Source organism: Bacillus cereus group sp. MYBK245-2 (assembly GCF_051916145.1).
GTDB classification, from domain to species: domain Bacteria; phylum Bacillota; class Bacilli; order Bacillales; family Bacillaceae_G; genus Bacillus_A; species Bacillus_A pacificus.
Genome location: NZ_JBQAGB010000014.1, coordinates 88,889 through 113,484 on the forward strand (window position 1 = coordinate 88,889; position 24,596 = coordinate 113,484).

Genomic DNA, 24,596 nt, shown 5'->3' on the forward strand with positions numbered 1-24,596 from the left:
AGAGGATAGTTAACTATGGCAGTACAAACAGTTGATATTCTAGGCGTTCCTTTTTCTACAATGACAATGGATGAAACGGTCCAATATTTAAAAGAACAACTAGAAGTGGAGCGAACACATACTTTTCAGGTAGTAACAGCAAATCCTGAAATTGTTATGTGTGCAAAAAAGGATGAAGCATTCCATCAAACATTATTAAATGCAGATTTAATTACACCTGATGGTATTGGAGTCGTAAAAGCAAGTGGTATGTTAGGTACACCTGTAAAGGAACGTGTAGCAGGTTTTGATTTAATGTGTAATTTACTTGCGGCGTTATCAGAAGACAATAAACCAGTATCAGTTTTCTTATTAGGTGCAAAACCGCATGTTGTACAAGCTGCAGCAGATCATTTAACGAAGACGTATTCAGCTGTATCTATTGTGGGTATACAAGATGGGTATTTTAAACAAGAAGAAGAAGAAAATATTGTTTCTCGTATTCAAAAGGCAAAACCAGACTTATTGCTTGTTGCACTTGGTTTCCCGAGACAAGAGAACTTTATCCAAACGAATAAGCATCGTTTAGAAACGAAAATGGCCGTTGGAGTAGGCGGAAGTTTAGATGTATGGGCTGGAGAGGTAAAACGTGCACCAAAATGGATTCAAGCGATCCATTTAGAGTGGTTTTATAGATTGTGTAGCAATCCAACGCGTTGGCGTCGTCAGTTAGTATTAGCGGAATTTTTAAAAGAAGTCATGCGTTCAAAAAAGTAGCGTTCTATCGCTACTTTTTTATTTGTCCATTTTTAATAAAGTGCGTTTTTATTCATCTACTACCGATTGCGGACACTCACTAATCGGGTGTTTAATGGCCATGGTTTTTTTATCTATCTCTCTTTGCTTCAGCTGAATTTTGAGGTGAGGGGTCTTACTGCCCTCAAATAGTCGGATAAGTATTTTACTTTTTGGGAATGATGAAGGAGAATTTTTTACACGAAAGTATTTTACTTATACAATTCACACATGTAAAATGATGTGTAAAGACAGCTGTGTAAGGAGGACTTCTTGTGGGCAAGGTGAAAGAAATTTCGAAGCGAAAGCTACTTAGTATAGCGGGGCTTGGATGGTTATTTGATGCAATGGATGTTGGAATGCTTTCATTTGTAATGGTAGCGCTGCAAAAAGATTGGGGATTAAGTACCCAAGAAATGGGCTGGATAGGCAGCATTAATTCAATTGGTATGGCGGTCGGGGCGCTCGTTTTTGGAATACTATCAGATAAAATAGGGCGAAAATCAGTCTTTATTATTACATTATTATTATTTTCTATCGGTAGTGGTTTAACGGCTTTAACGACGACACTTGCTATGTTCCTTGTTTTACGATTTTTAATTGGTATGGGGCTTGGTGGAGAACTTCCAGTTGCTTCTACATTAGTATCGGAGAGTGTTGAAGCACATGAACGTGGCAAAATAGTTGTGCTATTAGAAAGTTTTTGGGCAGGTGGATGGCTAATCGCAGCTCTTATCTCGTATTTTGTTATACCGAAATATGGTTGGGAAGTTGCGATGATATTGAGTGCGGTTCCGGCGCTATATGCTTTATATTTAAGATGGAATTTACCGGATTCTCCAAGATTCCAAAAGGTTGAAAAAAGGCCATCCGTTATCGAAAATATAAAGTCAGTTTGGTCTGGGGAATATCGTAAGGCAACAATTATGTTATGGATTTTATGGTTTTCTGTTGTTTTCTCCTATTATGGCATGTTCCTTTGGTTACCTAGTGTAATGGTATTAAAAGGATTTAGTTTAATAAAAAGTTTCCAATACGTACTTATTATGACGTTAGCTCAATTGCCAGGTTATTTCACAGCTGCTTGGTTTATTGAACGTCTTGGTCGTAAGTTTGTTTTAGTTACGTATTTAATTGGTACAGCTTGCAGTGCTTACTTATTTGGAGTAGCAGAGTCATTAACGGTATTAATCGTAGCAGGCATGTTACTATCATTCTTTAATTTAGGTGCTTGGGGTGCATTATATGCTTATACACCTGAACAATACCCAACAGTTATTCGTGGTACAGGTGCAGGGATGGCGGCAGCATTCGGTCGTATTGGTGGTATTCTTGGACCGCTATTAGTAGGATATTTAGTTGCTTCACAGGCTTCACTATCACTAATATTTACGATTTTCTGTGGATCAATTTTAATAGGCGTATTTGCTGTAATTATACTTGGGCAAGAAACGAAACAACGAGAATTAGTATAAGGTAAAACTTTAATCGGTAAGTGATCTCAATTATTGGTCCGTACCAATTATGTTTTAGAGTAGTAAAACTAAGAGCTCATGTTTTCTCATTCAGTGGGTTTTACTGCCTACAAATAACGGAATAAAAGGGCAGGGGGAACCATGATGGTTCCCTTTTTTCTGTTTTTTTAGATAAATAATGGTATAGTAAGAAAAAGGGAATGTTCCTTATAAAAGCGAATGTATACAACAGGACATACGGACAAAAGAATTAGGTGGTTGAAGAAATGAAAATTTTACTGATCATGGAAGATGCAGAAGAGCGAAGAAGTTTAGCTGAAAAATTTACTGAAAATATAAGGAATGTAGAATGTTTTGAAGCAAATACAGGAACAGAATCATTATTTATGATGAAGAAGCATACACCAGATTTTGTTTTTTTAAATTCAAAATTAATAGATGGAACGGGTTTTGAATATGCGAGTTTATTACGGGAAGTAAATTGTTATACGAAATTTATTTTTATGGGTGAAGATATAGAAGAGTCCATTACAGCATTTCGTTTTCAAGCAGTTTATTATTTACTACGCCCATTCCGCGAGGAAGATTTGCAATTCCTTTTATATAGAATGGCTAAAGAGCAAGGTGAGAAAGCAAAGAGCTATTTGCGTAAACTACCGATAGAAGGTCAAGAGGGGATTCGGTATATTTTCCCTGAAGATATTGTATATGTAAGCAAAAATAAGGAAAACAAAACAGTTTCAATTTATACAACAAATAATCAGTATATTTCAACATATACACTTCAGGAGCTAGAAAATAAGCTAAATGCATATGATTTTTTACGGGTGCATAAAAGTTATTTAATTAATATGTCATATGTACAAGAGTTAAAGCCTTACTATAATGGCACATATAATCTGTATTTAGATAAATATGATGAGCAACCGATTCCAGTAAGTCGTAATTATGTGAAACGACTTCGAAATAAAATTGAATTATAGCAGATAATGCGAATTTTTTAACATGATAAACTAAAAATCCTTCATGATAGGGAGGATTCAAATTAAATATTCAGAAAATTTAGTACAATCCCACTAAGAAATAGTATTGGGGGGATTGTATGTGAGAACAGTGAAGTCAATTTTACTTTGGGGAGTTATTGCAGCAGTAGGAGCCGGTGCTTTTGGTGTAATAGCTTTATCACAAGGTGAAACTATTAATGCTGTATGGCTCTTAGTAGCTGCGGTATGTGTGTATGCAGTTGCTTATCGCTTTTATAGTAGATTTATAGCGAGAAAGGTATTCGGTTTAGATAATAATCGGCAAACGCCAGCTCATACATTAAATGATGGAAAAGATTATGTTCCAACAAATAAATGGGTATTATTTGGGCATCATTTTGCAGCAATCGCTGGGGCTGGGCCTTTAGTAGGACCGATTTTGGCGGCACAAATGGGATATTTGCCAGGGTCAATATGGATTATTGTAGGGGTAGTTGTCGCTGGAGCTGTGCAAGATTTTGTCATTTTATTTGCTTCGATGAGACGTAATGGTAAATCTCTCGGTGAAATGATTAAAGATGAGATTGGTCCTGTTACAGGACTTATTGCAATGATTGGTATTTTAGGCATTATGATTATTTTATTAGCAGTATTAGCATTAGTAGTAGTAAAGGCGCTTGTCGGAAGCCCTTGGGGAATGTTTACGATAGCAGCGACGATTCCTATTGCTATTTTAATGGGAGTATATATGCGCTACATTAGGCCTGGACGGGTTGGTGAAGGGTCAGTAATTGGAATTATCCTACTTATACTGTCTCTTATTGGAGGGCAGTATGTAGCGGAAAATCCAGCGCTTGCAAGCATGTTCACGTTTAGCGGAGAAACAATTGCTATAATGCTTATTGTATATGGGTTTATCGCATCGGCATTACCAGTTTGGATGCTTTTAGCACCACGTGATTATTTAAGTACATTTTTAAAAGTCGGAACAATTGTAGGATTAGCAATCGGTATTTTAATTGTAGCACCAGATTTACAAATGCCAGCAGTTTCGAAATTTATTGATGGAACTGGTCCTGTGTTCTCTGGAAACTTATTCCCGTTCTTATTTATTACTATTGCTTGTGGTGCAGTGTCTGGATTCCATGCTCTTGTTTCATCAGGTACGACGCCGAAGATGATTGAGCAAGAGGGACACGCACAGCCAATCGGTTATGGAGCAATGTTAATGGAGTCGTTTGTAGCGGCGATGGCGATGATTGCAGCTTGTGTATTAACACCGGGAACGTATTTTGCAATTAATAGTCCTGCAGCACTTATCGGTACAGATGTCTCGCAGGCAGCTCAAGTTATTTCCTCATGGGGATTTGCTATTACACCAAATGAACTAAAAGATCTCGCTGTAAACGTTGGAGAGCAAACGATTTTATCACGTACAGGTGGTGCACCAACGTTAGCGATAGGTATGGCATATATTTTCTCACAAGTAATAGGTGGAACGGCCATGATGGCATTTTGGTATCATTTTGCGATTCTCTTTGAAGCACTATTCATTTTAACAACAATTGATGCTGGAACGCGTGTCGGCCGATTTATGATTCAAGATATTTTAGGGCATGTGTATAAGCCATTTGGGAAAACGGATTCTACATTCGCGAATGTAATAGCTACAACGTTATGTGTATTAGGATGGGGTTATTTCTTATATCAAGGGGTAGTTGATCCACTTGGTGGAATTAATACATTATGGCCACTTTTCGGTATTGCAAATCAAATGTTAGCAGGTATTGCATTATTACTTGGAACGACAATTTTATTCAAAATGGGAAAAAAGGCATATGTTTGGGTGACGCTTATTCCAACTGTCGGATTGCTTATTGTAACGATGACAGCGGGTTATCAAAAGCTATTTCATGAAAATCCTAAAATAGGATTTCTATCCCACGCGAAGGTGTTTCAAGGAGCATTAGATGAAGGGAAAGTGTTAGCGCCAGCTAAAAATGTTGCCCAAATGAAGCAAATTATTTTCAATGATTATATTGATGCGGCACTTTGTGGGATTTTTATGATCGTTGTAATCGCTGTATTAATTTCTGCAATTCGTATTTGGATTCAAGTATTAAGAAATAAGCCGATGCCGCTAAAAGAGGCACCATATATCCCTAGAGATGAAAGTGAGTCGAGGAACTATGCTTAAAAGACTACGGCAAGTATGGGGACAAAGGAAACACTTTATTAGCTTACTTGTTGGGGTACCAAGCTATGAAACATATGTAGAGCATATGAAAAAGCATCATCCAGAAGAAGAAGTTGTATGTCAAAAACAATTTTTTGCAGAAGCGCAAGAAGCAAGATTTAATGCAAAGGGCGGAAAAATCTCGCGCTGTTGTTAGTGAAAAGGACGAATTTTCGTCCTTTTTATTTTTTGCTGTTTCACGTGGAACAGCAAAAAATAAATAAAAAGCTTTGGGAATTATAGGTATTTCGTATACAATAAAATAAGGAAAGGGATAGATAGAAAAGTAGGGAGATTATTTTATGTTAAGGGATTTATTTGTAAATACAACAATTATTCTTTCCTTTATTTTTATTGGAGGGCAGCTTTTAAGGGACAAGCCGTTAAAAGAAGAGTTCTCTTTTTGGCAGAAATGTGTAGTAGGATTGTTGACTGGAATATTAAGTATACTATTGATGCATTTTGGCGTACATATTGAGGATATTATGTTGGATCTACGTTATTTAGCTGTTATTTTGGCAATTACAATTGGAGGTCCAATAGCTAGTAGTATAACAGTTACGATTATTTTAATTACCCGATTATTTTTAACCGAGTACTCTTTAGCCTCTGAATTGGCTTGTTATACTATTGTATTAATAGGCGTTGGAATTATTTTTATTTGGCGGATGAAAGCTTCTATATTTACAAGGTGGATATGGTTTAATATATATAGTTTATCTATTTTAGTAGTGCCACTTTCTATTTTATTTAAGGATAGATCTATAGTAGTATTATATTTAGTTTGTAGTAGTATAGCGGCATATATCACATTTATAAGCGCGAATTATGTATTACAATCCAATGAGTTATTTCAAAAGATGAAGCAATATGCAACGATAGATGCATTGACAGGTTTAGGAAATGTAAGGCAGTTTGATTTAGAAATGAATCATCATATTGGTAATAAGCGTATGAAAAATGATTCACTTTGTTTACTACTTATAGATATTGATCATTTTAAGTGTGTAAATGATACGTATGGGCATCCTGCAGGAGATGAAGTGTTAAAACAAATAGGTAGTATTTTAAGGGAAGTTTCACCGTTCCCAAATTTGTCCTTTCGAAAAGGTGGAGAAGAGTTCGCGCTTTTGATACCAAAGAAGGGATTAGCTTACGGAATGCATACGGGGGAAAAAGTTCGCACAGCTGTTGAAAACCATTCATTCGAATTGTTAAATGGAACAAAAATAAAAATTACAGTTTCAGTAGGCGTTTCAGTATATGAAGAATCACCAGAGCAATTTATTCAAGCTGCCGATGATGCATTATATTACTCCAAAAGAAATGGTAGAAATCAGGTTAGTTCCGCATCTTAAAGATAGGATGACCAGAAGAGCTTATAAATAAAAACACCCACAGAGAGGGAAATACACACTCTGTGGGTGTTTTTATTTATAAGTTAGACAAGCTCTTTTGATACAACGAATTTACGATATGCACCGTGATGTGTTGGGCCTACGTATTCGTTGATCTTGAATGAATAACGGATAGCAGCTGTGATAAATTCTTTAGCAGTTTTTACTGCTTCTTTTACAGGTTTTCCTTTTGCAAGTTCTGCTGTAATTGCAGCAGAATATGTGCAACCTGCGCCGTGTGTATTTGTCGTATCAATTTTTTCTGATTCTAGAATGTCGAATGTCTCTCCATCATATAGAACGTCGATTGCAGTTTCGGTACCAAGCTTGCTACCGCCTTTAATTAGGACATACTTCGCACCTAAAGTATGGATTTTTTTCGCTGCTTCTTTCATGTCTTCAAGAGAATTAATCTTTACGCCACTTAATTGGTAAGCTTCAAATAAGTTTGGTGTGACAACTAATGCCTTTGGAACAAGAACGTCACGTAAGCAATCATTCGTTTCAGGATGTAATGCTTCATCAGCCCCTTTACATACCATAACAGGGTCAACTACTACATTTTTGAAATTATGTTTTTCGATTGTTTCTGCAACCATTTCAATAATTTCTACTGATCCAAGCATACCTGTTTTTAAAGCATCTACGCCAACTCCCTCAATTGTCGTTTCTAATTGTGGTTTTAATGTAGAAGCTGGGATTGGGAATACGTTATGTGCCCAACCGTTATGTGGATCCATCGTTACGATTGTCGTAAGAGATGTCATTCCGTACACACCAAGTTCTTGGAATGTTTTTAAATCTGCTTGTATACCAGCACCGCCACTTGTGTCAGAACCAGCGATAGTAAGTGCTTTATTTAATGTCATTATGAAAAGCCCCCTCAGGTGATATAATGAAAACTATGTTTTCACCATTATATCAATGTTACGAATAAGTACAAAGTGAAAAGTAGATGATTTATGTTAGGAACTATGTAAAATCTTGTATGTAGGAGACGAATTATGTTTCAAGAGAATCGTACAAATGAATTAGTTATATTAAAAGAGATTGCAGAAACACTAAATACATCAAATGATACATATCATGTATTGCAAGCAGTACTAGAAAAATTGCTGAGTGTAACAGGTTTAACGACAGGATGGATATTTCTTGCGGATGAAGATGGTAGGTATACAAAATTAATTGATTATCAATTACCAGAGGCACTTACATATGAAAACAAACGTCCGATGTGTGAAGGGGAATGTTGGTGTTTACGTGGCTTTGTTGATGGAAAATTAGAACGAGCTGTTAATATTATTGAATGTAAAAGAATTAATAATGCAATTGAATATAATTGGGGAGATACAGAAGGAATTCTTCATCATGCTACGGTTCCTTTAAAGGCTGGAGGAGAAAAATTTGGTTTGTTAAATGTGGCAAGCCCAGGTAAAACACATTTTTCAGAAGAAGAATTAGTATTGCTTCAATCAGTTGCCTTCCAAATTGGAACGGCTTTAAAACGAGCAAAGTTATATGAAAATGAAAAGCGAAGAGCACATTATTATGTGAAATTAGAACGGTTCATTCAAGTTTTAAGAACGATTCATCAATTTAATATATTGCCTGAAAAAGTTGTAGATCAATTAGGTGAAGTGTTTCAGTGGAATCAAGTCGCATTCTTTATTAGGGAAGAGAAAGAATTATCCTTGCGGGCATCTTATTGCCAGGAAGAATTGCAAGAGGATATAAAAAAAGCAGCGAAAGAAGCATTAGAAAAAGGTGAACCTATTCTATTAAATCATCAAGTCAGTCATAAGGTAGCCTCTAATAGGACGGTTATTGCTACACCAATACAGATTCAAACTCACATATTTGGTGTTTTATGTGTTAGTTCAAATAATGGTGAATTTGATGTGAATACGATAGATGTACTTCAAGCAATTACAAATCATATTTCCTTCGTGATAGAAAATTTAAGGTTAAATGAGCAACGGCGTGAACTTGTACGAATGGAAGAAAGAAATCGGTTAGCAAGGGATTTACATGATTCCGTCTCACAAAAGCTATTTTCGTTAACCTTTATGACAAAAGGCGCTGAGGCAGTTTTAAAAGGTCAAAATGAAAAAGTGGATCGATCTTTGCATGATATGCGTGAACTAGCGCAAGGAGCTTTAAAAGAAATGAGGACGTTAATTTGGCAACTACGTCCAGCGGGTTTAGAGAAAGGGTTATTACCAGCTTTAAAGCAATATGGTGAAAGTTTGGGATTGAAAATTCGGGAACAAGTTACAGGTGTCCGTGATTTACCACGTGTAGTAGAGGAAGCGCTATGGAGAATTGGACAAGAAGCTTTAAATAATGTAAGTAAGCATGCGAATGTTAGAGAAGCGACGATTTATTTCAAAGTGACGGAGAAGAATGTATCATTAGAAATAGTAGATCAAGGAAACGGCTTTGTAGAAAAGGATATAAAAGAGAAGAAATCACTTGGCATGACTACGATGCGCGAAAGAGTAGAATTAATCGGTGGAACAATTAAAGTTGTAAGTGATAAAAAAAGAACAAGTGTAAAAGTAAACGTACCATTATGATGTGAAAATGAGGGAAGTTTGTGAAAATAAAAGTATTGTTAGTGGATGATCATACAGTCGTTTTAAAAGGATTAGCATTTTTCTTAAGTACACAGGAAGATATAGAGTTAGTTGGAGAAGCAAGTAATGGGAAAGAGGCACTAATAAAAGTAGGGGAGACGAATCCTGATGTTGTACTAATGGATTTATATATGCCCGAAATGGATGGTGTTGAGGCGACAGCATGTATTAAAAAAGAATATCCTGATGTGAAAGTAATTGTATTAACTAGCTTTTCTGATCAGGCGCATGTGTTACCAGCATTAAGGGCTGGAGCAAGCGGGTATATTTTAAAAGATGTAGAACCGGATCAGCTTGTTGAGGCTATTCGAAGTGCATATAAAGGTAATATTCAATTACATCCTGATATAGCAAATGCTCTTCTCTCTCAAACATTACCTGTAGAAGAAAAAGAAGAAGAGCCTTCTATTCAAGTGGATGTGCTAACAGCGAGAGAAAATGAAGTATTGCAGCTATTAGCGAAAGGGATGAGTAATAAAGAAATCGCTTCTGTTTTAGTTATTACAGAAAAAACGGTAAAAGCTCATGTAAGTAGTATTTTGAGTAAGTTGAATTTATCTGATCGTACGCAAGCGGCATTATATGCAGTGAAAAATGGAGTTGTATAAGACGAAAGTCGTAAGACCTAGTTCGCCTTTAGAAGGTGGACTTTTTTTATGGAAAAATACGTCTATGTGAGGACGAAATTGTCTTGATATAAAGATAAAATATGTTTGTAAGCAACAAAACAACAATTACAAGGGATACCTTTTTAAAAGCATATAACAACATAAGAGTGAGTAGTAGGAGGAAAAACAATGGCAACAGTTTTATTTGTAAAAGCAAACAACCGCCCAGCGGAACAAGCAGTTAGTGTGAAATTATACGAGGCATTTTTAGCGAACTATAAAGAAGCACATCCAAATGATACAGTAGTAGAACTTGATTTATATAAAGAAGAATTACCATATGTAGGCGTAGATATGATTAATGGTACATTCAAAGCAGGTAAAGGATTTGATTTAACTGAAGAGGAAGCAAAAGCAGTAGCAGTTGCTGATAAGTATTTAAATCAATTCCTAGAAGCTGATAAAGTCGTTTTCGGTTTCCCATTATGGAACTTAACGATTCCAGCAGTATTACACACATATATTGACTATTTAAACCGAGCTGGTAAAACATTTAAATATACGCCAGAAGGCCCAGTTGGTTTAATTGGTGATAAGAAGATTGCATTATTAAACGCGCGCGGCGGTGTATATTCTGAAGGTCCAGCAGCTGAAGTAGAAATGGCTGTTAAATATGTAGCAAGCATGATGGGCTTCTTCGGTGCAACAAACATGGAAACAGTAGTTATTGAAGGACATAATCAATTCCCAGATAAAGCAGAAGAAATCATTGCAGCTGGTCTTGAAGAAGCAGCTAAAGTAGCAAGTAAATTTTAATTGAAAATAAAATCGTCACTCAAAAAAGTAGCATTAACAGATAAACGTTAATGCTACTTTTTTATATTTTAAGTTCGTCAGCTAGTTTTTCTAACTGAATTCGATCTTGTATGTAATAGGTTCTTCCATCTTTCCGTAAGTAATTTTGTTGGCAAAATTGGTTTAATACATATAAAAGGTGACGGTAGCTAACATTTAAGTATTCCGAAACCTCGGTATGTTTTTCTATATAACTGTTATTTTGTTCTGTTAATAGAATAAACGCCGCTAATCGATTTTCGAACGGATAACTATTATTTTTAGCATAACTTTCTGTTCGGGTAATGGTTTTCTCACCGATAAATTTGCATAGTTTCTGTAGAAAGGTAGCATCTTGTAACAAAAGATGCTGACAATCTTTAAGAGGAAGCGCTAAGCATATACAATCTTCAATTACTTCCACCGTTTTCGTAATAGATTCTACGCCAATTAATCCTAATTCCCCAATGAACGAAGGTGCCTGAATAAAGTTAATCAAGGAGACCTTTCCGTTTTTGTGACTCATATATATTTTTGCTTTCCCAGCAATTAAGTAATAAAGATAAGGAACATCGACCCCTTCATTACATATCTTTTCTCTTTTCTGAAAGGAATGTAGTTCAGCATACGGTAAGATATCAAAAGAAAAAAGAGTATGGAAATTGTAAGTTTGTATGTAATGAGAGATTTCTTCGCTATTTCTGCTGACTTTCATGTTTTCACCTCATGTTTAGTATGAGATATCTCCTATTATTTTTACAAGAAAGAATGATACGATTTACGTAAATTTGTTTTTGTAGAAAAGAGAGTGTGAAGGGCTTATGAAAAAATATAAAACATTATTATTCGATGTAGATGATACATTGTTAGATTTTCAAAAGGCGGAAAAATCGGCATTACGTATGCTTTTTGAAGAGAAAGGGATGTTTCTAACTAGCGAAATTGAAGCGCAATATAAAAAAATTAATAAAAGTCTTTGGACTGCTTTTGAAGAAGGTGAAATAAGTCGTGATGAAGTTGTAAATACACGATTTTCAATTTTGTTTAAAGAATACGGGGAAGAAGTAGATGGGATATTATTCGAAAATAATTATCGCAGTTACTTAGAAGAAGGAAATCAGCTCATGGAAGGTGCTTTACAATTTATAAATCAAATTCAAAGTGAGTACGATTTATATATAGTGACAAACGGTATTTCTAAGACGCAAGATAAACGATTACGTAATGCAGGGTTACATGCCTTGTTTCAAGATATTTTCGTTTCTGAAGATACAGGTTATCAAAAGCCGATGAAAGAGTATTTTGATTATGTTTTTGAAAGGATCCCTAACTTTGTTCCTGAAGAAGGGCTCATTATTGGGGATTCGTTAAGCGCTGATATGAAAGGTGGATATGTAGCGGGAATTGATACTTGTTGGTTTAATCCAGAAAAGAAATGTAATAATAGCGGGATTGTGCCAACATATGAAGTGCAAAATTTTGAAGAGTTATACGCGTTATTGAAGCAACATGTGTAATGAGAATAGGCAGTGGAACTTTCGTCCCTACTGCCTATTTCTATTCGTTTATAGCTTCGTTATTTTTAGGAAGTGGAAATGCATTACCAATTGCTGCTGCCCCAAGCATCGGTAATAGTAAATTGAGCGGGAAAAACATGAGTAATAGTAATGTTATAGCAATTGGTTTTCTTAGTGCATAGCTTGAAATTGCTGTCGTGACGATGGCGACCGAAGCGATTGGATCTATTGGGGCAATGGACGCTATAGCATATCCGATACTTGACCCAGAAAATATAATTGGGAAAATATGTCCACCGCGCCAGCCTGTATTTAAACAAACAGCAGTAATACATAATTTTAAAACCCCTGAAAGAAGTAGTACCCAGAAGGATAAATGGCTCCATTCAACGACTAAATCTTTTAATTGATGTTCTCCGGAGAATAATGTGTATGGGAGAAAAGTTCCTGCAATCCCTAATAAAATGCCACCGATAATTCCAAGCGATAGTTTGTATTCTTTTAAGGGATGGATTAATTTCTCTAATGTGAACTCTAATTTGAAATAAAAGAATCCGACTATAGCACCAATACTAGCAAGTGGAAGAAATGCAATCCATTCATTAAGAGAAAGAGAACCTTCTCCGAAATTAACGATAAAGGATCCACGATTATCAAATTTACTAAGCAATAAATAAACGGAAAAACCAGCGAAAGTGGTAGCCAAATATACAATTGCTTTTTTTCCTTTAGAGAATTCGTTAATTTGCTCTCCCTCATTTTCACTTGGAGCTAAATAACCGAATAATGGCGCGTTAAAAATTACACTTAAAGTAGCACCAATCCCAACTTCTGTTAGTTCATTCATTCCTTTTAAGGCGAATGTAAAGCGATCCCCGACCCATGTACAAAGCCCACCGATAATGCCAACAAGTGCTGCTTCAGGACCTAAGCTAGCTCCAAATATTAAAACGATAATCGCAGTTAAAGTGGCTTTATGTACGAAACGGTATTCAATTCTACCTGTTTTTTTATATTCACTCATTACTTCCGGCATAAGGCGTGGACATGTACCGAAGTATTTTTGAGTTAAACCAACAAGAATACCACCGATAGTTGTTACACAAATGGTGTAATACGGGGGAGAAGAGAAGATAGTAGGTAAGTATCCCCAAATAAAGTGAATGCCGATATTTATTGTAACTAAAAATAACCAGACTGTTGCGCCGACTATAGAGCCTAATAGAATGCCGTATAGGGCGAGTATATAGTGCATGTCTTTCTGGTTTGTCATGTTATACCTCCGTTATGTAAGTTTTAATGTCAAAAGGATTAAATATGCTACTGTGAAATGAATATGTATAGTATCTTTTTGAGAGGGTGGCTTATTCAATATATTGAGGTCTCGTGAGAATCTGAAATGTATACAGTTAAACTACTTATTTAATTCTATATATTAATTGAGGGTTTTAAAAGGTCTTTTTCAAATGGATATGGAATATATTTCTTTTGTTATGTACATTAAATTCTTCGTAGTTAATTTAGAACATTCAGAAAAACCGATTGACATTAGGGAATTATTGCTATAAAATCAACGGTAATTGCATAGTCTTATCAAGAAAAGGTGGAGGGACAGGCCCGATGAAACCTTGGCAACAGCCGTATAACGGAATTGTGCCAAATCCTGCAGGTAATAAACCCTGAGAGATAAGAAAGAGCCTTTAGAGCGTGTTTTCAAACTGCTCCTTTCTTGTTTTCAGGAAAGGGGCAGTTTTTTATTTTGTATAAAAGAAAGGAGAATAAGAGATGGGAGAATCATGGGGGAAAGGAACAATTTGCGTGCAAGGTGGCTATACGCCAAAGAATGGTGAACCGCGTGTTTTACCGCTTTATCAAAGTACAACGTATAAATACGATACTTCGGATGATTTAGCAGCCTTATTTAATTTAGAGGCAGAAGGATATATATATACGCGTATTGGAAATCCTACTTTAGCTGCATTTGAGCAAAAGCTAGCAGATTTAGAGGGTGGCGTAGGAGCTGTTGCAACGGCTTCTGGGCAGGCTGCTATTATGCTTGCTGTTTTAAACATTTGTAGTAGCGGAGACCACTTGCTTTGTTCTTCCACAGTTTATGGCGGGACGTTTAATTTATTTGGAGTGAGTTTGCGTAAGCTTGGTATCGATGTTACATTCTTTAATCCGAATTTAACTGCTGATGAAATTGTGGCCCTTGCTAATGATAAGACGAAACTCGTTTATGCAGAATCGCTAGGAAATCCGGCGATGAACGTTTTAAATTTCAAAGAGTTTTCAGATGCAGCGAAAGAGTTGGAAGTACCGTTTATCGTGGATAATACATTAGCAACTCCTTATTTATGCCAAGCATTTGAGCACGGAGCAAATATTATCGTTCATTCTACGACGAAATATATTGATGGTCATGCAAGTTCGTTAGGTGGCATTGTTATTGACGGAGGGAGCTTCGATTGGACAAACGGGAAATATCCTGAACTAGTTGAACCGGATCCAAGTTATCACGGCGTAAGTTACGTTCAAAATTTTGGTGCAGCAGCTTATATTGTGAAGGCACGTGTTCAATTATTAAGAGACTACGGAAACTGTATGAGCCCATTCAATGCATATATTAGCAATATCGGCTTAGAAACATTGCATTTACGAATGGAGCGTCATAGTGAAAATGCTCTTGCAGTTGCTAAGTGGCTCGCTGATCATGAACGTATTGAATGGGTGAATTATCCGGGATTAAATAGTAATGAAAATTACTCGTTAGCACAAAAGTATTTGAAAAAAGGTGCGAGTGGTGTTTTAACATTCGGCATTAAGGGAGGATTAGAAGCAGCAAAAGAATTTATCGCAAATGTAAAACTAGCAACTCTCGTAACGCACGTGGCTGATGCGCGAACTTGCGTTATACATCCCGCAAGTACAACACATAGACAATTAAGTGCTGAAGATCAGCGCTTAGCTGGCGTCACATCAGATTTAATTCGTCTATCAGTTGGTATAGAAGATGTTTCGGATATTATTGCAGATTTAGAAGCAGCGCTAGTCGGAGGCAAACAACATGCCGATCATAATTGATAAAGATTTGCCAGCTCGCAAAGTGTTGCAGGAGGAAAATATTTTTGTAATGACAAAAGAGCGAGCAGAAACACAAGATATCCGGGCATTGAAAATTGCTATATTAAACTTAATGCCTACAAAGCAAGAAACAGAAGCGCAATTACTTCGTTTAATTGGCAATACACCGTTGCAATTAGATGTACATTTACTTCATATGGAATCACACCTGTCCCGTAATGTCGCACAGGAACATTTAACGAGTTTCTATAAAACATTCCGTGATATTGAGAATGAGAAATTTGATGGACTCATTATTACAGGAGCACCAGTTGAAACCCTTTCTTTTGAAGAGGTAGATTATTGGGAAGAGCTTAAACGTATTATGGAGTATTCAAAAACGAATGTAACATCTACGCTTCATATTTGCTGGGGGGCACAGGCTGGTTTGTATCATCATTATGGTGTTCAAAAGTATCCTCTTAAGGAAAAAATGTTTGGTGTATTTGAACATGAAGTTCGTGAGCAACATGTGAAATTGTTACAAGGATTTGATGAATTATTTTTTGCCCCGCATTCTCGTCATACGGAAGTACGAGAGAGTGACATTAGAGAAGTGAAGGAGTTAACGTTATTAGCCAACTCTGAGGAAGCGGGCGTTCATCTTGTTATTGGGCAAGAAGGAAGACAAGTGTTTGCGCTCGGTCATAGTGAATATAGTTGTGATACGTTAAAGCAAGAATACGAGCGAGATCGTGACAAAGGGTTAAATATTGATGTGCCGAAAAATTATTTTAAGCATGATAATCCAAATGAGAAGCCGCTTGTAAGGTGGAGAAGCCATGGAAATCTATTATTCTCTAATTGGCTAAATTATTACGTGTATCAAGAAACCCCTTATGTATTATAAAAAAAGATTGTGTAACACGTGGCAACGTTTTCTCTGCAATGGTTAACTTATATTTTTCCGAATGTTCTAAAAATATTGTTTTTCAGATTTTTTACTCATATAATTTCATCTAAACACAATTTTTGAGGGGTGGACAGTATTATGAAAGAAATTCAAGTTGGCTTATTAGGTCTTGGGACAGTTGGTAGCGGTGTAGTTCGTATAATTACAGATCACCAAGAGCGACTGATACACCAAGTAGGTTGTCCTGTAAAAGTAACGAAAGTGCTAGTACAAAATATTGAAAAAGAGAGAGAAGTAGAGGTACCTTCTACTCTATTAACGCAAAATGCAAATGAAATTTTAGATAATCCAAATATTGATGTTGTCATCGAAGTGATGGGTGGCATTGATGACGCAAAATTGTATATTTTACAAGCTTTACAAAGCGGGAAGCATGTTGTGACTGCCAATAAAGATTTAATGGCGTTACATGGAGCGGAACTGTTAGCGGTAGCAAAAGATAATAAAGCAGATTTGTTTTATGAAGCAAGTGTAGCCGGAGGGATTCCGATTTTACGAAGTATCGTAGAGGGACTTTCTTCAGATCTTATTACGAAAGTAATGGGAATTGTAAATGGAACGACAAATTTTATTTTGACGAAAATGTCAGATGAAGGGAGAGCATATAACGACGTGTTAAAAGAAGCCCAGCAACTTGGATTTGCAGAAGCGGATCCAACATCAGATGTAGAAGGTTTAGATGCAGCAAGAAAAATGACAATTTTGGCTACCCTTGGTTTCTCTACAAATGTAGAGCTTGGAGATGTGAAGGTAAAAGGGATTACTTCTATTACAGAGGAAGATATCGAATACAGTAAGAGTTTAGGTTACACGATTAAACTAATCGGTCTTGCGAAGCGAGATGGTGAAAAATTAGAGGTTACAGTTGAACCGACTTTACTTCCAAATACACATCCTCTTGCGGCCGTGCAAAATGAATATAACGCTGTATATGTGTATGGTGAAGCAGTTGGAGAAACGATGTTTTATGGACCAGGTGCAGGAAGTTTACCGACAGCAACAGCTGTTGTTTCTGATTTAGTAGCTGTAATGCAAAATATTAGATTAGGGGTAACAGGAAATAGTGCTGTAGTCCCGCAATATCAAAAAGTATTAAAAGAGCCAGACGAAATTGTTGTGAAGAAATTTTTAAGACTTCATGTGAAAGATGAAATTGGTGTATTTGCAAAAATTACTTCGTTATTCTCTGAGCGTGGCGTTAGCTTTGAAAAAATTATTCAAATGCCACTTGAAGAGAAAGGAAAAGCTGAAATTGTAATTGTAACGCATCGTGCATCTCTTGCTGATTATGATTATATTCTACATACGTTGCAAGGGTATGAAGAAATAGATTGTTTGAAAGCAAACTACCGAATTGAAGGAGATGCTAAGTAGTATCTCTACTAATAAAAAACCTATTAAGCAGCTTGCTTAATAGGTTTTTTTCTATTTAAAATTTGTGTACCAACTTGAATAAATGCTTGTATAATCCAGCCTGTTGTAAAGGATAAAATAATTGTTCCAAAATAGATAGGTCCATCTAATAAGAAGCTTAATGTTAAAAATAAGAATGCTAATGAAATTTCTGTCCTTCTAAATGTCCATTTCTTTTTCTCAGCAACTGTTAAAACGAAAGCTTCTTGAGGTGCTGCGCAAAGATTTGTAGAGACGTAAAGACCGATACCGGCTCCAACGAATAGATTTCCGCAAATAAGTGTTATATATTTTGGAAGAGAACGGATAGCGTCCATAATAGTCGTAATGGAACCAATCCAATCAACAAAAAGAGAAATAAGAACCATTGTTACAATTGTACCGATCGTAATTTGTTTTTTATTCCAAAAGAGTACGATAAGGGTAAAAGCAAAGTTAATCATGAAAATCCAAAAACCGATACTTATCCCAAAATTTTGATATAGTGCAATAAAGAAGGAATCATAAGGGCTCAGTCCAAAGGAAGTAATTGTCGTCATCATATTAATGCCGATGGCGAGAATGAGTAGACCGCCAATGAAAAATATATGTTCTAATTTGACTCGAAGCATAGTTGTATATCCTTTCAAAAAGTATTTGCTAGGAAAGGATATATTGTGGAAAGCTTACCAGGTCAAGGGAGAATTTTTGCAGGGAAGGGGAAAATGAGATGACGAATATAAGAAAGATTGCTGAACTTGCTGGGGTATCTGTTTCAACTGTTTCACGTGTACTAAATAATCATCCATATGTGAATGAACAGAAGCGCAAAGAAATTTTAGCAATTATAGAAGAATTAAACTATACGCAAAATGTGAATGCAATTCATTTAGTGAAAGGGAAAACGAATGTCATTGGCGTTTTATTACCGCATGTAAATGACCAATATTATAGTGCTATTATTGAGGGAATATCAAAGGAAACAGCAAAGAATAATTATAATATGATGCTTTGTCAGACGAATTATAGCGAGGAAAGAGAATTAGAAATTTTGAATATGTTAAAAATGAAAAAGCTTGATGGGGTTATTATATGTTCGCGGGCAAATAGTAAGGAAAAGCTCGAAGAATATACGAAATTTGGTCCTATTGTTATGTGTGAAGAAATAGACTCGAACTACATTTCGAGTGTGCATATTGATTATTATAAAGTGTTTTCGCGCGGGATGAAGAGCTTAATAGATGCGGGCCATACAAGTATTGGGTATTGCATTGGAAGAAGTAACAGTATTAATAGTCAAAGAAGAAAACAAGCATATGAAGATTCGCTTCAACAGATTGCTGTAACACCGATAGAGGCTTGGAAGTTTAAAGGCTGTTTTACGGTGGAAGATGGGCGTAATGTAATTAGGGAATTGGCCTCTATGTCAGTAAAACCAACAGCGTTTCTTGTATCTTGCAACCATATTGCAGCGGGGATGGTAACAGAAGCGAAAAAACAAGAAATTCGTATTCCAGAGGATATTACGATTATCGGTTGTGATGATCAAGATGTAGCAGACATTTTAGGCATTACGACGATTTCATATTGTAGTAAAAATGTTGGCGTGAAGGCATTTGAATTATTATATGAAAAGATTAATGATAAGCAAATCGATATAAAGCACGTAGAGTTATTGCCACAATTAGTACATAGGGAAACAACATAATAGATAAGGTTTGAAAATCGCTTTTCAAAATTGCGTTTGGTATAATTATGGACAATCTATGAGGGCTAAAAGGGGTTTTGATATGAGATCAAAAGTAGTTAAAGTAATTCTACTCATTACAATTGCATCTTTCTGTTTATTTGCATATGGCTTTGTTTCAGGTGTAAATGATGTATTAAATCCGAAAGCTTCAAATTTAATTAAAAAGACCGATGTAGTGACAAAGGAGAAAAAGAAAACGGGAACGTTACAAATCGTTAGTTTAGGTGATTCATTAACACGCGGTGTTGGTGATAAAGAAGGAATTGGCTATATTGGACGGATGAAAGAAGATTTACAAAAAGATTATAAGCAAAAGGTTGCCTTAACGAATTTAGCAGTTAGTGGTGCAAAAATGCCCGATTTATTAAAACAAATTGAAAGTAGTGGCGCTCAATATTCAATTAAACAAGCAGATGTAATCGTTTTAACGATTGGAGGAAATGATTTATTTCCAGGCTGGGAATCGCTTGGAAAGATAGATTTAGAAACATATCGTCCTGATACGGAAACATTCCAAAATGAAGCGAAGAAAATTATAGAAGAAATTCGTAAATTAAATGCAGATAGCCCTATTTTTTGGCTAGGTTTATATAATCCTTTTGAAGATGTAGAAGATTTAAAGGGGGCTTCAAACATTGTTGTAGACTGGAATGCATCTTTAGAAAAATTAGCGGTAAATAATAAAAATGTGTATATTACGCCGACATTTGATTTATTCCAAAACCGTGGGAAAGATTTATTATACTCCGATCATTTTCATCCGAATGAAGTAGGGTATACATATATGGCGGACCGATTAGTTCAAAATGTAGCAAGTAAATTAAAACTAGAACAAGGAGGGATAAAATGACGACGATACTTTCCGTACGAGACTTGAAGAAGGTAATTGGAAAGAAGACTCTTGTAGAGAATATTTCCTTTGATGTAAAGCAAGGAGAAGTGTTCGGGTTCTTAGGACCAAATGGTGCTGGAAAGACGACTACCATTCGAATGTTAGTCGGATTGATTAAGGCGACAGAAGGTACGATTTCTATCGGTGGTTATTCGATTAAGGAAAATTTTAGAGAAGCGATGCGTCAAATTGGGAGTATCGTTGAAAACCCAGAGTTGTATACATATTTAACGGGATGGGAAAATTTAAAGCAATTTGCTCGTATGTTAGGTGATATATCAGATGAACGTATTATTGAAATTGCTGAAATGGTTCATTTAGATGAAAGAATTCATGACAAGGTAAAAACGTACTCACTTGGTATGAAACAACGACTTGGAATTGCGCAGGCGCTCCTTGGGAATCCAAAATTGCTCATATTAGATGAGCCAACGAATGGTTTAGATCCAGCAGGGATTAGAGAACTTAGGGAATTTATACATAAGCTTGTAAAAGAAGAAAATATGAGCGTGTTTATTTCAAGTCATTTGCTAAGTGAAGTGCAAATGATATGCGATCGCGTTGCTATTATTCATAAAGGAAAGATGATAACAGTTGCCAAGGTTGAAGAATTAATTAAAACAGCAAGTGACCGCGTAGAATGGATTGTTACGCCGATTGGGAAGGCAAAAGATATGCTAGAAGATGCTGAGGAAGTAAGAGAAGTGAGTATAGAAGGTGATCGATTACTATGCCGCATGAATATCGCATCTATAAGTAATTGGAATAAACATTTTGTAGAAAACGGGATAGATGTACATAGTGTTAAGGAACTTGTATTTACGCTAGAAGATTTATTTATTGAACTCACAAGGGGTGAGCAGCATGCGTGAATTTGCGAATCTAGTTTTAAACGAATCGGAGAAGATTTATCGTAAGAAGCGTATTTTTGTTGTTATGCTTATTTTAGCAATCTTAATCCCGCTCTTCGTGTATGCGCAGTATCGTGAAATAGAAACAACACAAAAAAGGCTAGGTACAACGGATTGGAAAGTTTCGCTGCAGCAACAAATTGTTGATTCTCAAAACCGTTTGAACAATTCTAGGTTGCCAGAAGAATGGCGTGATTGGTTAAAGGTAAGAGTTGAGCAGCAACAATATTATTTAGATCATGATATTAACCCGATGGCACCGGGCGCACCAACTTTTGTAAGGGCGTTTATTGAGCAAGGAATTACATTATTTATTCCACTTCTCGTAATGATTGTCGCCATTGATATCGTTTCAGGAGAACGAAGTGATGGAACGATGAAGATGTTACTTACGCGGCCGATTCGGCGCTGGAAAATACTCCTTAGTAAATACGTAACGATGTTATTTTTCATTTCGCTCATACTGCTCCTTGTAGGTGTGTTTGCTTACGTATTATCAGGGCTTGTATTTGGATACTCGGGATGGAATTTACCTGTTTTAACTGGATTTGTTATTGATAAGGAAACGTTAAATACGAATTTTGTACATCTTATTCCGCAGTGGCAATACATCTTAATGGCGTATGGACTAGCCTGGTTTGTTGCTATCGTTGTCGGAACTATATCATTTATGGTCTCTGTTTTAATTCGTAATACACCAGCTGGTATGGGCGTTATGCTAGCTGCATTAATTGCAGGCGGTATTTTAAGCTCGTTCGCAACATCTTGGGAAGGTGCGAAATATATTTTTAGTGTGAATTTATCATTAACAGATTATCTATCAGGAAAACTACCTGCATTACAAGGTTTATCGATGGAGTTTTCTTTAATGAATTTAACGGTTTGGGCAGTTGTTTCCCTTATCATTTCATTTGTAGTATTTACAAAACAGGATATGGTGAATTAATTAGACGGGAAGTGAAAGCATGGAAAATGTTTTAAAAAATGATTGGGGGCCATTATTGGCACCAGAATTTGAGAAAGAATATTATCGTAAGCTAGCTGATTTTTTGAAAGAAGAGTACAGTACACATGTTGTTTACCCAAAGAAAGAAGATATTTTTAACGCTCTAGAGTATACAAGTTATGAAAATACAAAGGTCGTTATTTTAGGACAAGATCCATATCATGGACCGAATCAAGCGCATGGTTTAAGCTTTTCTGTGCAACCCGGTATTAAAACGCCACCGTCGTTGTTAAATATGTATAAAGAACTTCGAGATGAATATGGGTATGATATTCCAAATAACGGTTATTTAGTAAAGTGGGCAGAGCAAGGCGTTTTATTATTAAATACTGTATTAACAGTTCGACAAGGTGAAGCAAATTCTCATAAGGGAAAAGGATGGGAGCATTTCACAGATCGCGTAATTGAGCTATTAAATGAACGTGAAAAGCCAGTTATTTTCATATTGTGGGGACGCCATGCACAGGCGAAGAAAAAATTAATTACAAATACGAAGCACCACATTATCGAATCTGTACATCCAAGCCCACTATCAGCAAGACGTGGTTTCTTCGGAAGTAAGCCATACTCTAAAGTAAATACGATTTTAGCTAATATGGGCGAGAGGGAAATTGATTGGGAAATTCCAAATTTGTAAATAAAAAAGGTAGTTAACAGTCGTTAACTACCTTTTCATTATTGTTGCTCGTTCTTTAATTTTGCATCTAGTACAAACGTGCCAAATGGGATAACTGATGAAACGAATGCCCCAAGTGCCCATAAAATTGATTTACGGTGTACGATTGTTACTTGAATTACTGCGAAGATAAATAAAATAAATAAAACACCGTGAGCCATGCCTGTAATTTTAACAGCTGTTGCAAATCCTGCGAAATATTTTAATGGCATTGCTACAAATAATAGTAGTAGAAAAGAAATCCCCTCAATAAGTCCAATTGCTCTTAATCGTCCGATTGGTGTAGATAACATGTAAAATAGCCTCCCTTAACGTATGCTTGTTTATAGTAAATTTGTATTCTTTTTTAAAATAAAATAGTCTATTTTGTTTCATTATATACAAAAAGAAAGTTTACACTACGAGAATAGTGTAAAGTTCAAAATATAGTCACAAAAGCATGGTAATTTAAATAAAAACCTATTTGAAGTGTTTGACTTCAAATAGGTTTTATGAGTGGAAATATTAAACAAGTGCTTCTTTTTTTAGTACGAACTTCTCTACAACCTTTGCTACACCATCGTTCATATTTGTATCTGTTACATAGTTTGCAATTTCCTTAATATCATCAGGTGCATTGCCCATTGCAACACCAAGACCGGCGAATTCAATCATCGCCTGATCGTTATAGCTATCGCCCATTGCGATAACTTCTTCGCGCTTAATGCCAAGTTTTTGGATTAATTGGTTTAAGCTCGTTCCTTTTGTAACACCGGCTTCAGTAAATTCTAAGAAGAATGGTTTAGAACGCATAACGCTTAATTGTCCTTCTAGTTGTTTTTGTAATTTCTTTTCTACTTCAACAAGGCGTTCAGCTTCTTTATTCATTAATACTTTTACTACAGGCTCTTTAACAGCAGCTTTAAAGTCATCTACTACAACAATAGGCATCCCAGTAATATCGCCCTCGATTTCAGTGTAAGGATTATTTTCTTCTGTTACGATATCATCGCCAATATAAGTATGAATCCATACATCTTCAGTTTTACTAATTTCAAATAAGTTGTGAACGATTTCAGGAGAAAGCGTACTACTAAAGATTTCTTCGTTTGTTTTACAGTTAATAATTTTTGCGCCATTAAAAGATAGAATGAAACTGCCGTATTCTTCTAAACGAAGTTCTTTCGCTACATTGCGCATACCAAACGTTGGACGTCCGGAAGCAAGTACAACTTTTACACCTTGTTCTTGTGCAGTCATTAGAGCTTCTTTCGTACGAGGTGAAATAGTATGGTCGTCACGTAATAAAGTATCATCTAAATCTAAAACAATCATTTTATAAGTCATATTGAAAATTCCCTTCTTTATTTAAATCAAATATATGTTCATGGAGATGTAAGAAATAATAGTAAGACATCGAACCTCTTTAAAAAGAAGTAGATTCATTCTTCTGAGTGTTTTTCTCATCATATTAATTAATAATCATTGGGGATG

At 35.9% G+C, this 24,596-nt stretch carries 24 protein-coding genes and 1 riboswitch; of the genes, 18 read left to right on the forward strand and 6 right to left on the reverse strand.

Annotated features, from left to right (window positions below):
- The first annotated feature begins 15 nt into the window (after window positions 1-15).
- The 6 genes from ACTFRN_RS21105 (at window position 16) to ACTFRN_RS21130 (ending at window position 6,826) form a co-directional block, all read left to right on the forward strand.
- Window positions 16-756 carry a WecB/TagA/CpsF family glycosyltransferase gene (locus ACTFRN_RS21105; RefSeq protein ID WP_000290759.1) on the forward strand — a complete coding sequence of 247 codons (741 nt, stop codon included), beginning with the start codon at window positions 16-18 and terminating at the stop codon, window positions 754-756.
- A 293-nt stretch (window positions 757-1,049) separates the two neighbouring features.
- Window positions 1,050-2,249 carry an MFS transporter gene (locus ACTFRN_RS21110; protein WP_000521111.1) on the forward strand — a complete coding sequence of 400 codons (1,200 nt, stop codon included), beginning with the start codon at window positions 1,050-1,052 and terminating at the stop codon, window positions 2,247-2,249.
- Window positions 2,250-2,515: 266 nt separating this feature from the next.
- Window positions 2,516-3,232 (forward strand): LytR/AlgR family response regulator transcription factor, encoded by a 717-nt coding sequence (locus ACTFRN_RS21115; protein WP_000698248.1) that lies wholly within the window; start codon window positions 2,516-2,518, stop codon window positions 3,230-3,232.
- A 121-nt stretch (window positions 3,233-3,353) separates the two neighbouring features.
- Window positions 3,354-5,429 carry a carbon starvation protein CstA gene (cstA, locus tag ACTFRN_RS21120; protein ID WP_088106273.1) on the forward strand — a complete coding sequence of 692 codons (2,076 nt, stop codon included), beginning with the start codon at window positions 3,354-3,356 and terminating at the stop codon, window positions 5,427-5,429.
- Window positions 5,422-5,625: a YbdD/YjiX family protein gene (locus ACTFRN_RS21125; RefSeq protein ID WP_000919824.1), complete on the forward strand. Its 204-nt coding sequence runs from the start codon at window positions 5,422-5,424 to the stop codon at window positions 5,623-5,625. Before cstA ends, ACTFRN_RS21125 begins: the two co-directional genes overlap by 8 nt.
- A 145-nt stretch (window positions 5,626-5,770) precedes the next feature.
- Window positions 5,771-6,826: a GGDEF domain-containing protein gene (locus tag ACTFRN_RS21130; RefSeq protein ID WP_049114190.1), complete on the forward strand. Its 1,056-nt coding sequence runs from the start codon at window positions 5,771-5,773 to the stop codon at window positions 6,824-6,826.
- Window positions 6,827-6,909: 83 nt separating this feature from the next.
- Here ACTFRN_RS21130 and pdxK read toward each other — a convergent pair whose 3' ends face one another.
- Window positions 6,910-7,734: a pyridoxine/pyridoxal/pyridoxamine kinase gene (pdxK, locus tag ACTFRN_RS21135; RefSeq protein WP_088106272.1), complete on the reverse strand. Its 825-nt coding sequence runs from the start codon at window positions 7,732-7,734 to the stop codon at window positions 6,910-6,912.
- 135 nt (window positions 7,735-7,869) lie between these two features.
- Between pdxK and ACTFRN_RS21140 the strand changes: the two genes are divergently transcribed.
- The 3 genes from ACTFRN_RS21140 to ACTFRN_RS21150 all read left to right on the forward strand — a co-directional run bounded on the left by ACTFRN_RS21140 (window position 7,870) and on the right by ACTFRN_RS21150 (window position 10,925).
- On the forward strand, window positions 7,870-9,441 hold the full coding sequence (locus tag ACTFRN_RS21140) for a GAF domain-containing sensor histidine kinase (RefSeq protein WP_000485089.1): 1,572 nt from the start codon (window positions 7,870-7,872) through the stop codon (window positions 9,439-9,441).
- A gap of 20 nt (window positions 9,442-9,461) precedes the next feature.
- Window positions 9,462-10,109 (forward strand): response regulator, encoded by a 648-nt coding sequence (locus tag ACTFRN_RS21145; protein ID WP_000695782.1) that lies wholly within the window; start codon window positions 9,462-9,464, stop codon window positions 10,107-10,109.
- A 189-nt stretch (window positions 10,110-10,298) separates the two neighbouring features.
- A complete protein-coding gene (locus ACTFRN_RS21150; protein ID WP_000246724.1) occupies window positions 10,299-10,925 on the forward strand; it encodes an FMN-dependent NADH-azoreductase in 627 nt (208 codons plus the stop codon).
- A gap of 61 nt (window positions 10,926-10,986) precedes the next feature.
- On the opposite strand, the gene ACTFRN_RS21155 is transcribed toward ACTFRN_RS21150, so the two are convergent.
- Window positions 10,987-11,658, reverse strand: a complete 672-nt coding sequence (locus ACTFRN_RS21155; RefSeq protein ID WP_000868835.1) for a transcriptional regulator YeiL — start codon at window positions 11,656-11,658, stop codon at window positions 10,987-10,989.
- 106 nt (window positions 11,659-11,764) lie between these two features.
- On the opposite strand from ACTFRN_RS21155, the gene ACTFRN_RS21160 reads away from it, so the two are divergent.
- Entirely contained in the window at window positions 11,765-12,460 is a 696-nt protein-coding gene (locus ACTFRN_RS21160) for a YjjG family noncanonical pyrimidine nucleotidase (RefSeq protein ID WP_088106271.1), read from the forward strand.
- Between the two features lie 40 nt (window positions 12,461-12,500).
- On the opposite strand, the gene ACTFRN_RS21165 is transcribed toward ACTFRN_RS21160, so the two are convergent.
- Window positions 12,501-13,733, reverse strand: coding sequence for a chloride channel protein (locus ACTFRN_RS21165; protein WP_000184452.1), 1,233 nt, complete (start codon window positions 13,731-13,733; stop codon window positions 12,501-12,503).
- 314 nt (window positions 13,734-14,047) lie between these two features.
- Window positions 14,048-14,153: riboswitch (SAM riboswitch) on the forward strand.
- 92 nt (window positions 14,154-14,245) lie between these two features.
- On the opposite strand from ACTFRN_RS21165, the gene ACTFRN_RS21170 reads away from it, so the two are divergent.
- From ACTFRN_RS21170 to ACTFRN_RS21180, 3 genes are all read left to right on the forward strand, one after another.
- Entirely contained in the window at window positions 14,246-15,544 is a 1,299-nt protein-coding gene (locus ACTFRN_RS21170; protein WP_088106270.1) for a bifunctional O-acetylhomoserine aminocarboxypropyltransferase/cysteine synthase, read from the forward strand.
- Window positions 15,528-16,433, forward strand: coding sequence for a homoserine O-acetyltransferase MetA (metA, locus tag ACTFRN_RS21175; protein WP_001121522.1), 906 nt, complete (start codon window positions 15,528-15,530; stop codon window positions 16,431-16,433). Before ACTFRN_RS21170 ends, metA begins: the two co-directional genes overlap by 17 nt.
- 141 nt (window positions 16,434-16,574) lie before the next feature.
- Window positions 16,575-17,870 carry a homoserine dehydrogenase gene (locus ACTFRN_RS21180; protein ID WP_000659114.1) on the forward strand — a complete coding sequence of 432 codons (1,296 nt, stop codon included), beginning with the start codon at window positions 16,575-16,577 and terminating at the stop codon, window positions 17,868-17,870.
- Window positions 17,871-17,893: 23 nt separating this feature from the next.
- Here the strand turns inward: ACTFRN_RS21180 and ACTFRN_RS21185 are convergent, their stop codons facing one another.
- Complete coding sequence (locus ACTFRN_RS21185) at window positions 17,894-18,520, reverse strand: YczE/YyaS/YitT family protein (protein WP_000946665.1); 627 nt, start codon at window positions 18,518-18,520, stop codon at window positions 17,894-17,896.
- 98 nt (window positions 18,521-18,618) lie between these two features.
- Between ACTFRN_RS21185 and ACTFRN_RS21190 the strand changes: the two genes are divergently transcribed.
- The 5 genes from ACTFRN_RS21190 to ACTFRN_RS21210 are packed head-to-tail and all read left to right on the forward strand — an operon-like array spanning window position 18,619 to window position 23,084.
- A complete protein-coding gene (locus ACTFRN_RS21190) occupies window positions 18,619-19,596 on the forward strand; it encodes a LacI family DNA-binding transcriptional regulator (protein WP_074614824.1) in 978 nt (325 codons plus the stop codon).
- A gap of 10 nt (window positions 19,597-19,606) precedes the next feature.
- Entirely contained in the window at window positions 19,607-20,488 is an 882-nt protein-coding gene (locus ACTFRN_RS21195; protein ID WP_139302951.1) for an SGNH/GDSL hydrolase family protein, read from the forward strand.
- Entirely contained in the window at window positions 20,485-21,402 is a 918-nt protein-coding gene (locus ACTFRN_RS21200) for an ABC transporter ATP-binding protein (protein ID WP_000207715.1), read from the forward strand. Before ACTFRN_RS21195 ends, ACTFRN_RS21200 begins: the two co-directional genes overlap by 4 nt.
- Window positions 21,395-22,387 carry an ABC transporter permease subunit gene (locus tag ACTFRN_RS21205; RefSeq protein WP_001206495.1) on the forward strand — a complete coding sequence of 331 codons (993 nt, stop codon included), beginning with the start codon at window positions 21,395-21,397 and terminating at the stop codon, window positions 22,385-22,387. Before ACTFRN_RS21200 ends, ACTFRN_RS21205 begins: the two co-directional genes overlap by 8 nt.
- 19 nt (window positions 22,388-22,406) lie before the next feature.
- Window positions 22,407-23,084, forward strand: a complete 678-nt coding sequence (locus ACTFRN_RS21210) for a uracil-DNA glycosylase (RefSeq protein ID WP_000432535.1) — start codon at window positions 22,407-22,409, stop codon at window positions 23,082-23,084.
- A gap of 38 nt (window positions 23,085-23,122) precedes the next feature.
- Here the strand turns inward: ACTFRN_RS21210 and ACTFRN_RS21215 are convergent, their stop codons facing one another.
- Window positions 23,123-23,416 (reverse strand): DUF3817 domain-containing protein, encoded by a 294-nt coding sequence (locus tag ACTFRN_RS21215; protein ID WP_000953390.1) that lies wholly within the window; start codon window positions 23,414-23,416, stop codon window positions 23,123-23,125.
- 211 nt (window positions 23,417-23,627) lie between these two features.
- Window positions 23,628-24,449 carry a Cof-type HAD-IIB family hydrolase gene (locus ACTFRN_RS21220; protein WP_000221376.1) on the reverse strand — a complete coding sequence of 274 codons (822 nt, stop codon included), beginning with the start codon at window positions 24,447-24,449 and terminating at the stop codon, window positions 23,628-23,630.
- Between the last annotated feature and the right edge of the window lie 147 nt (window positions 24,450-24,596).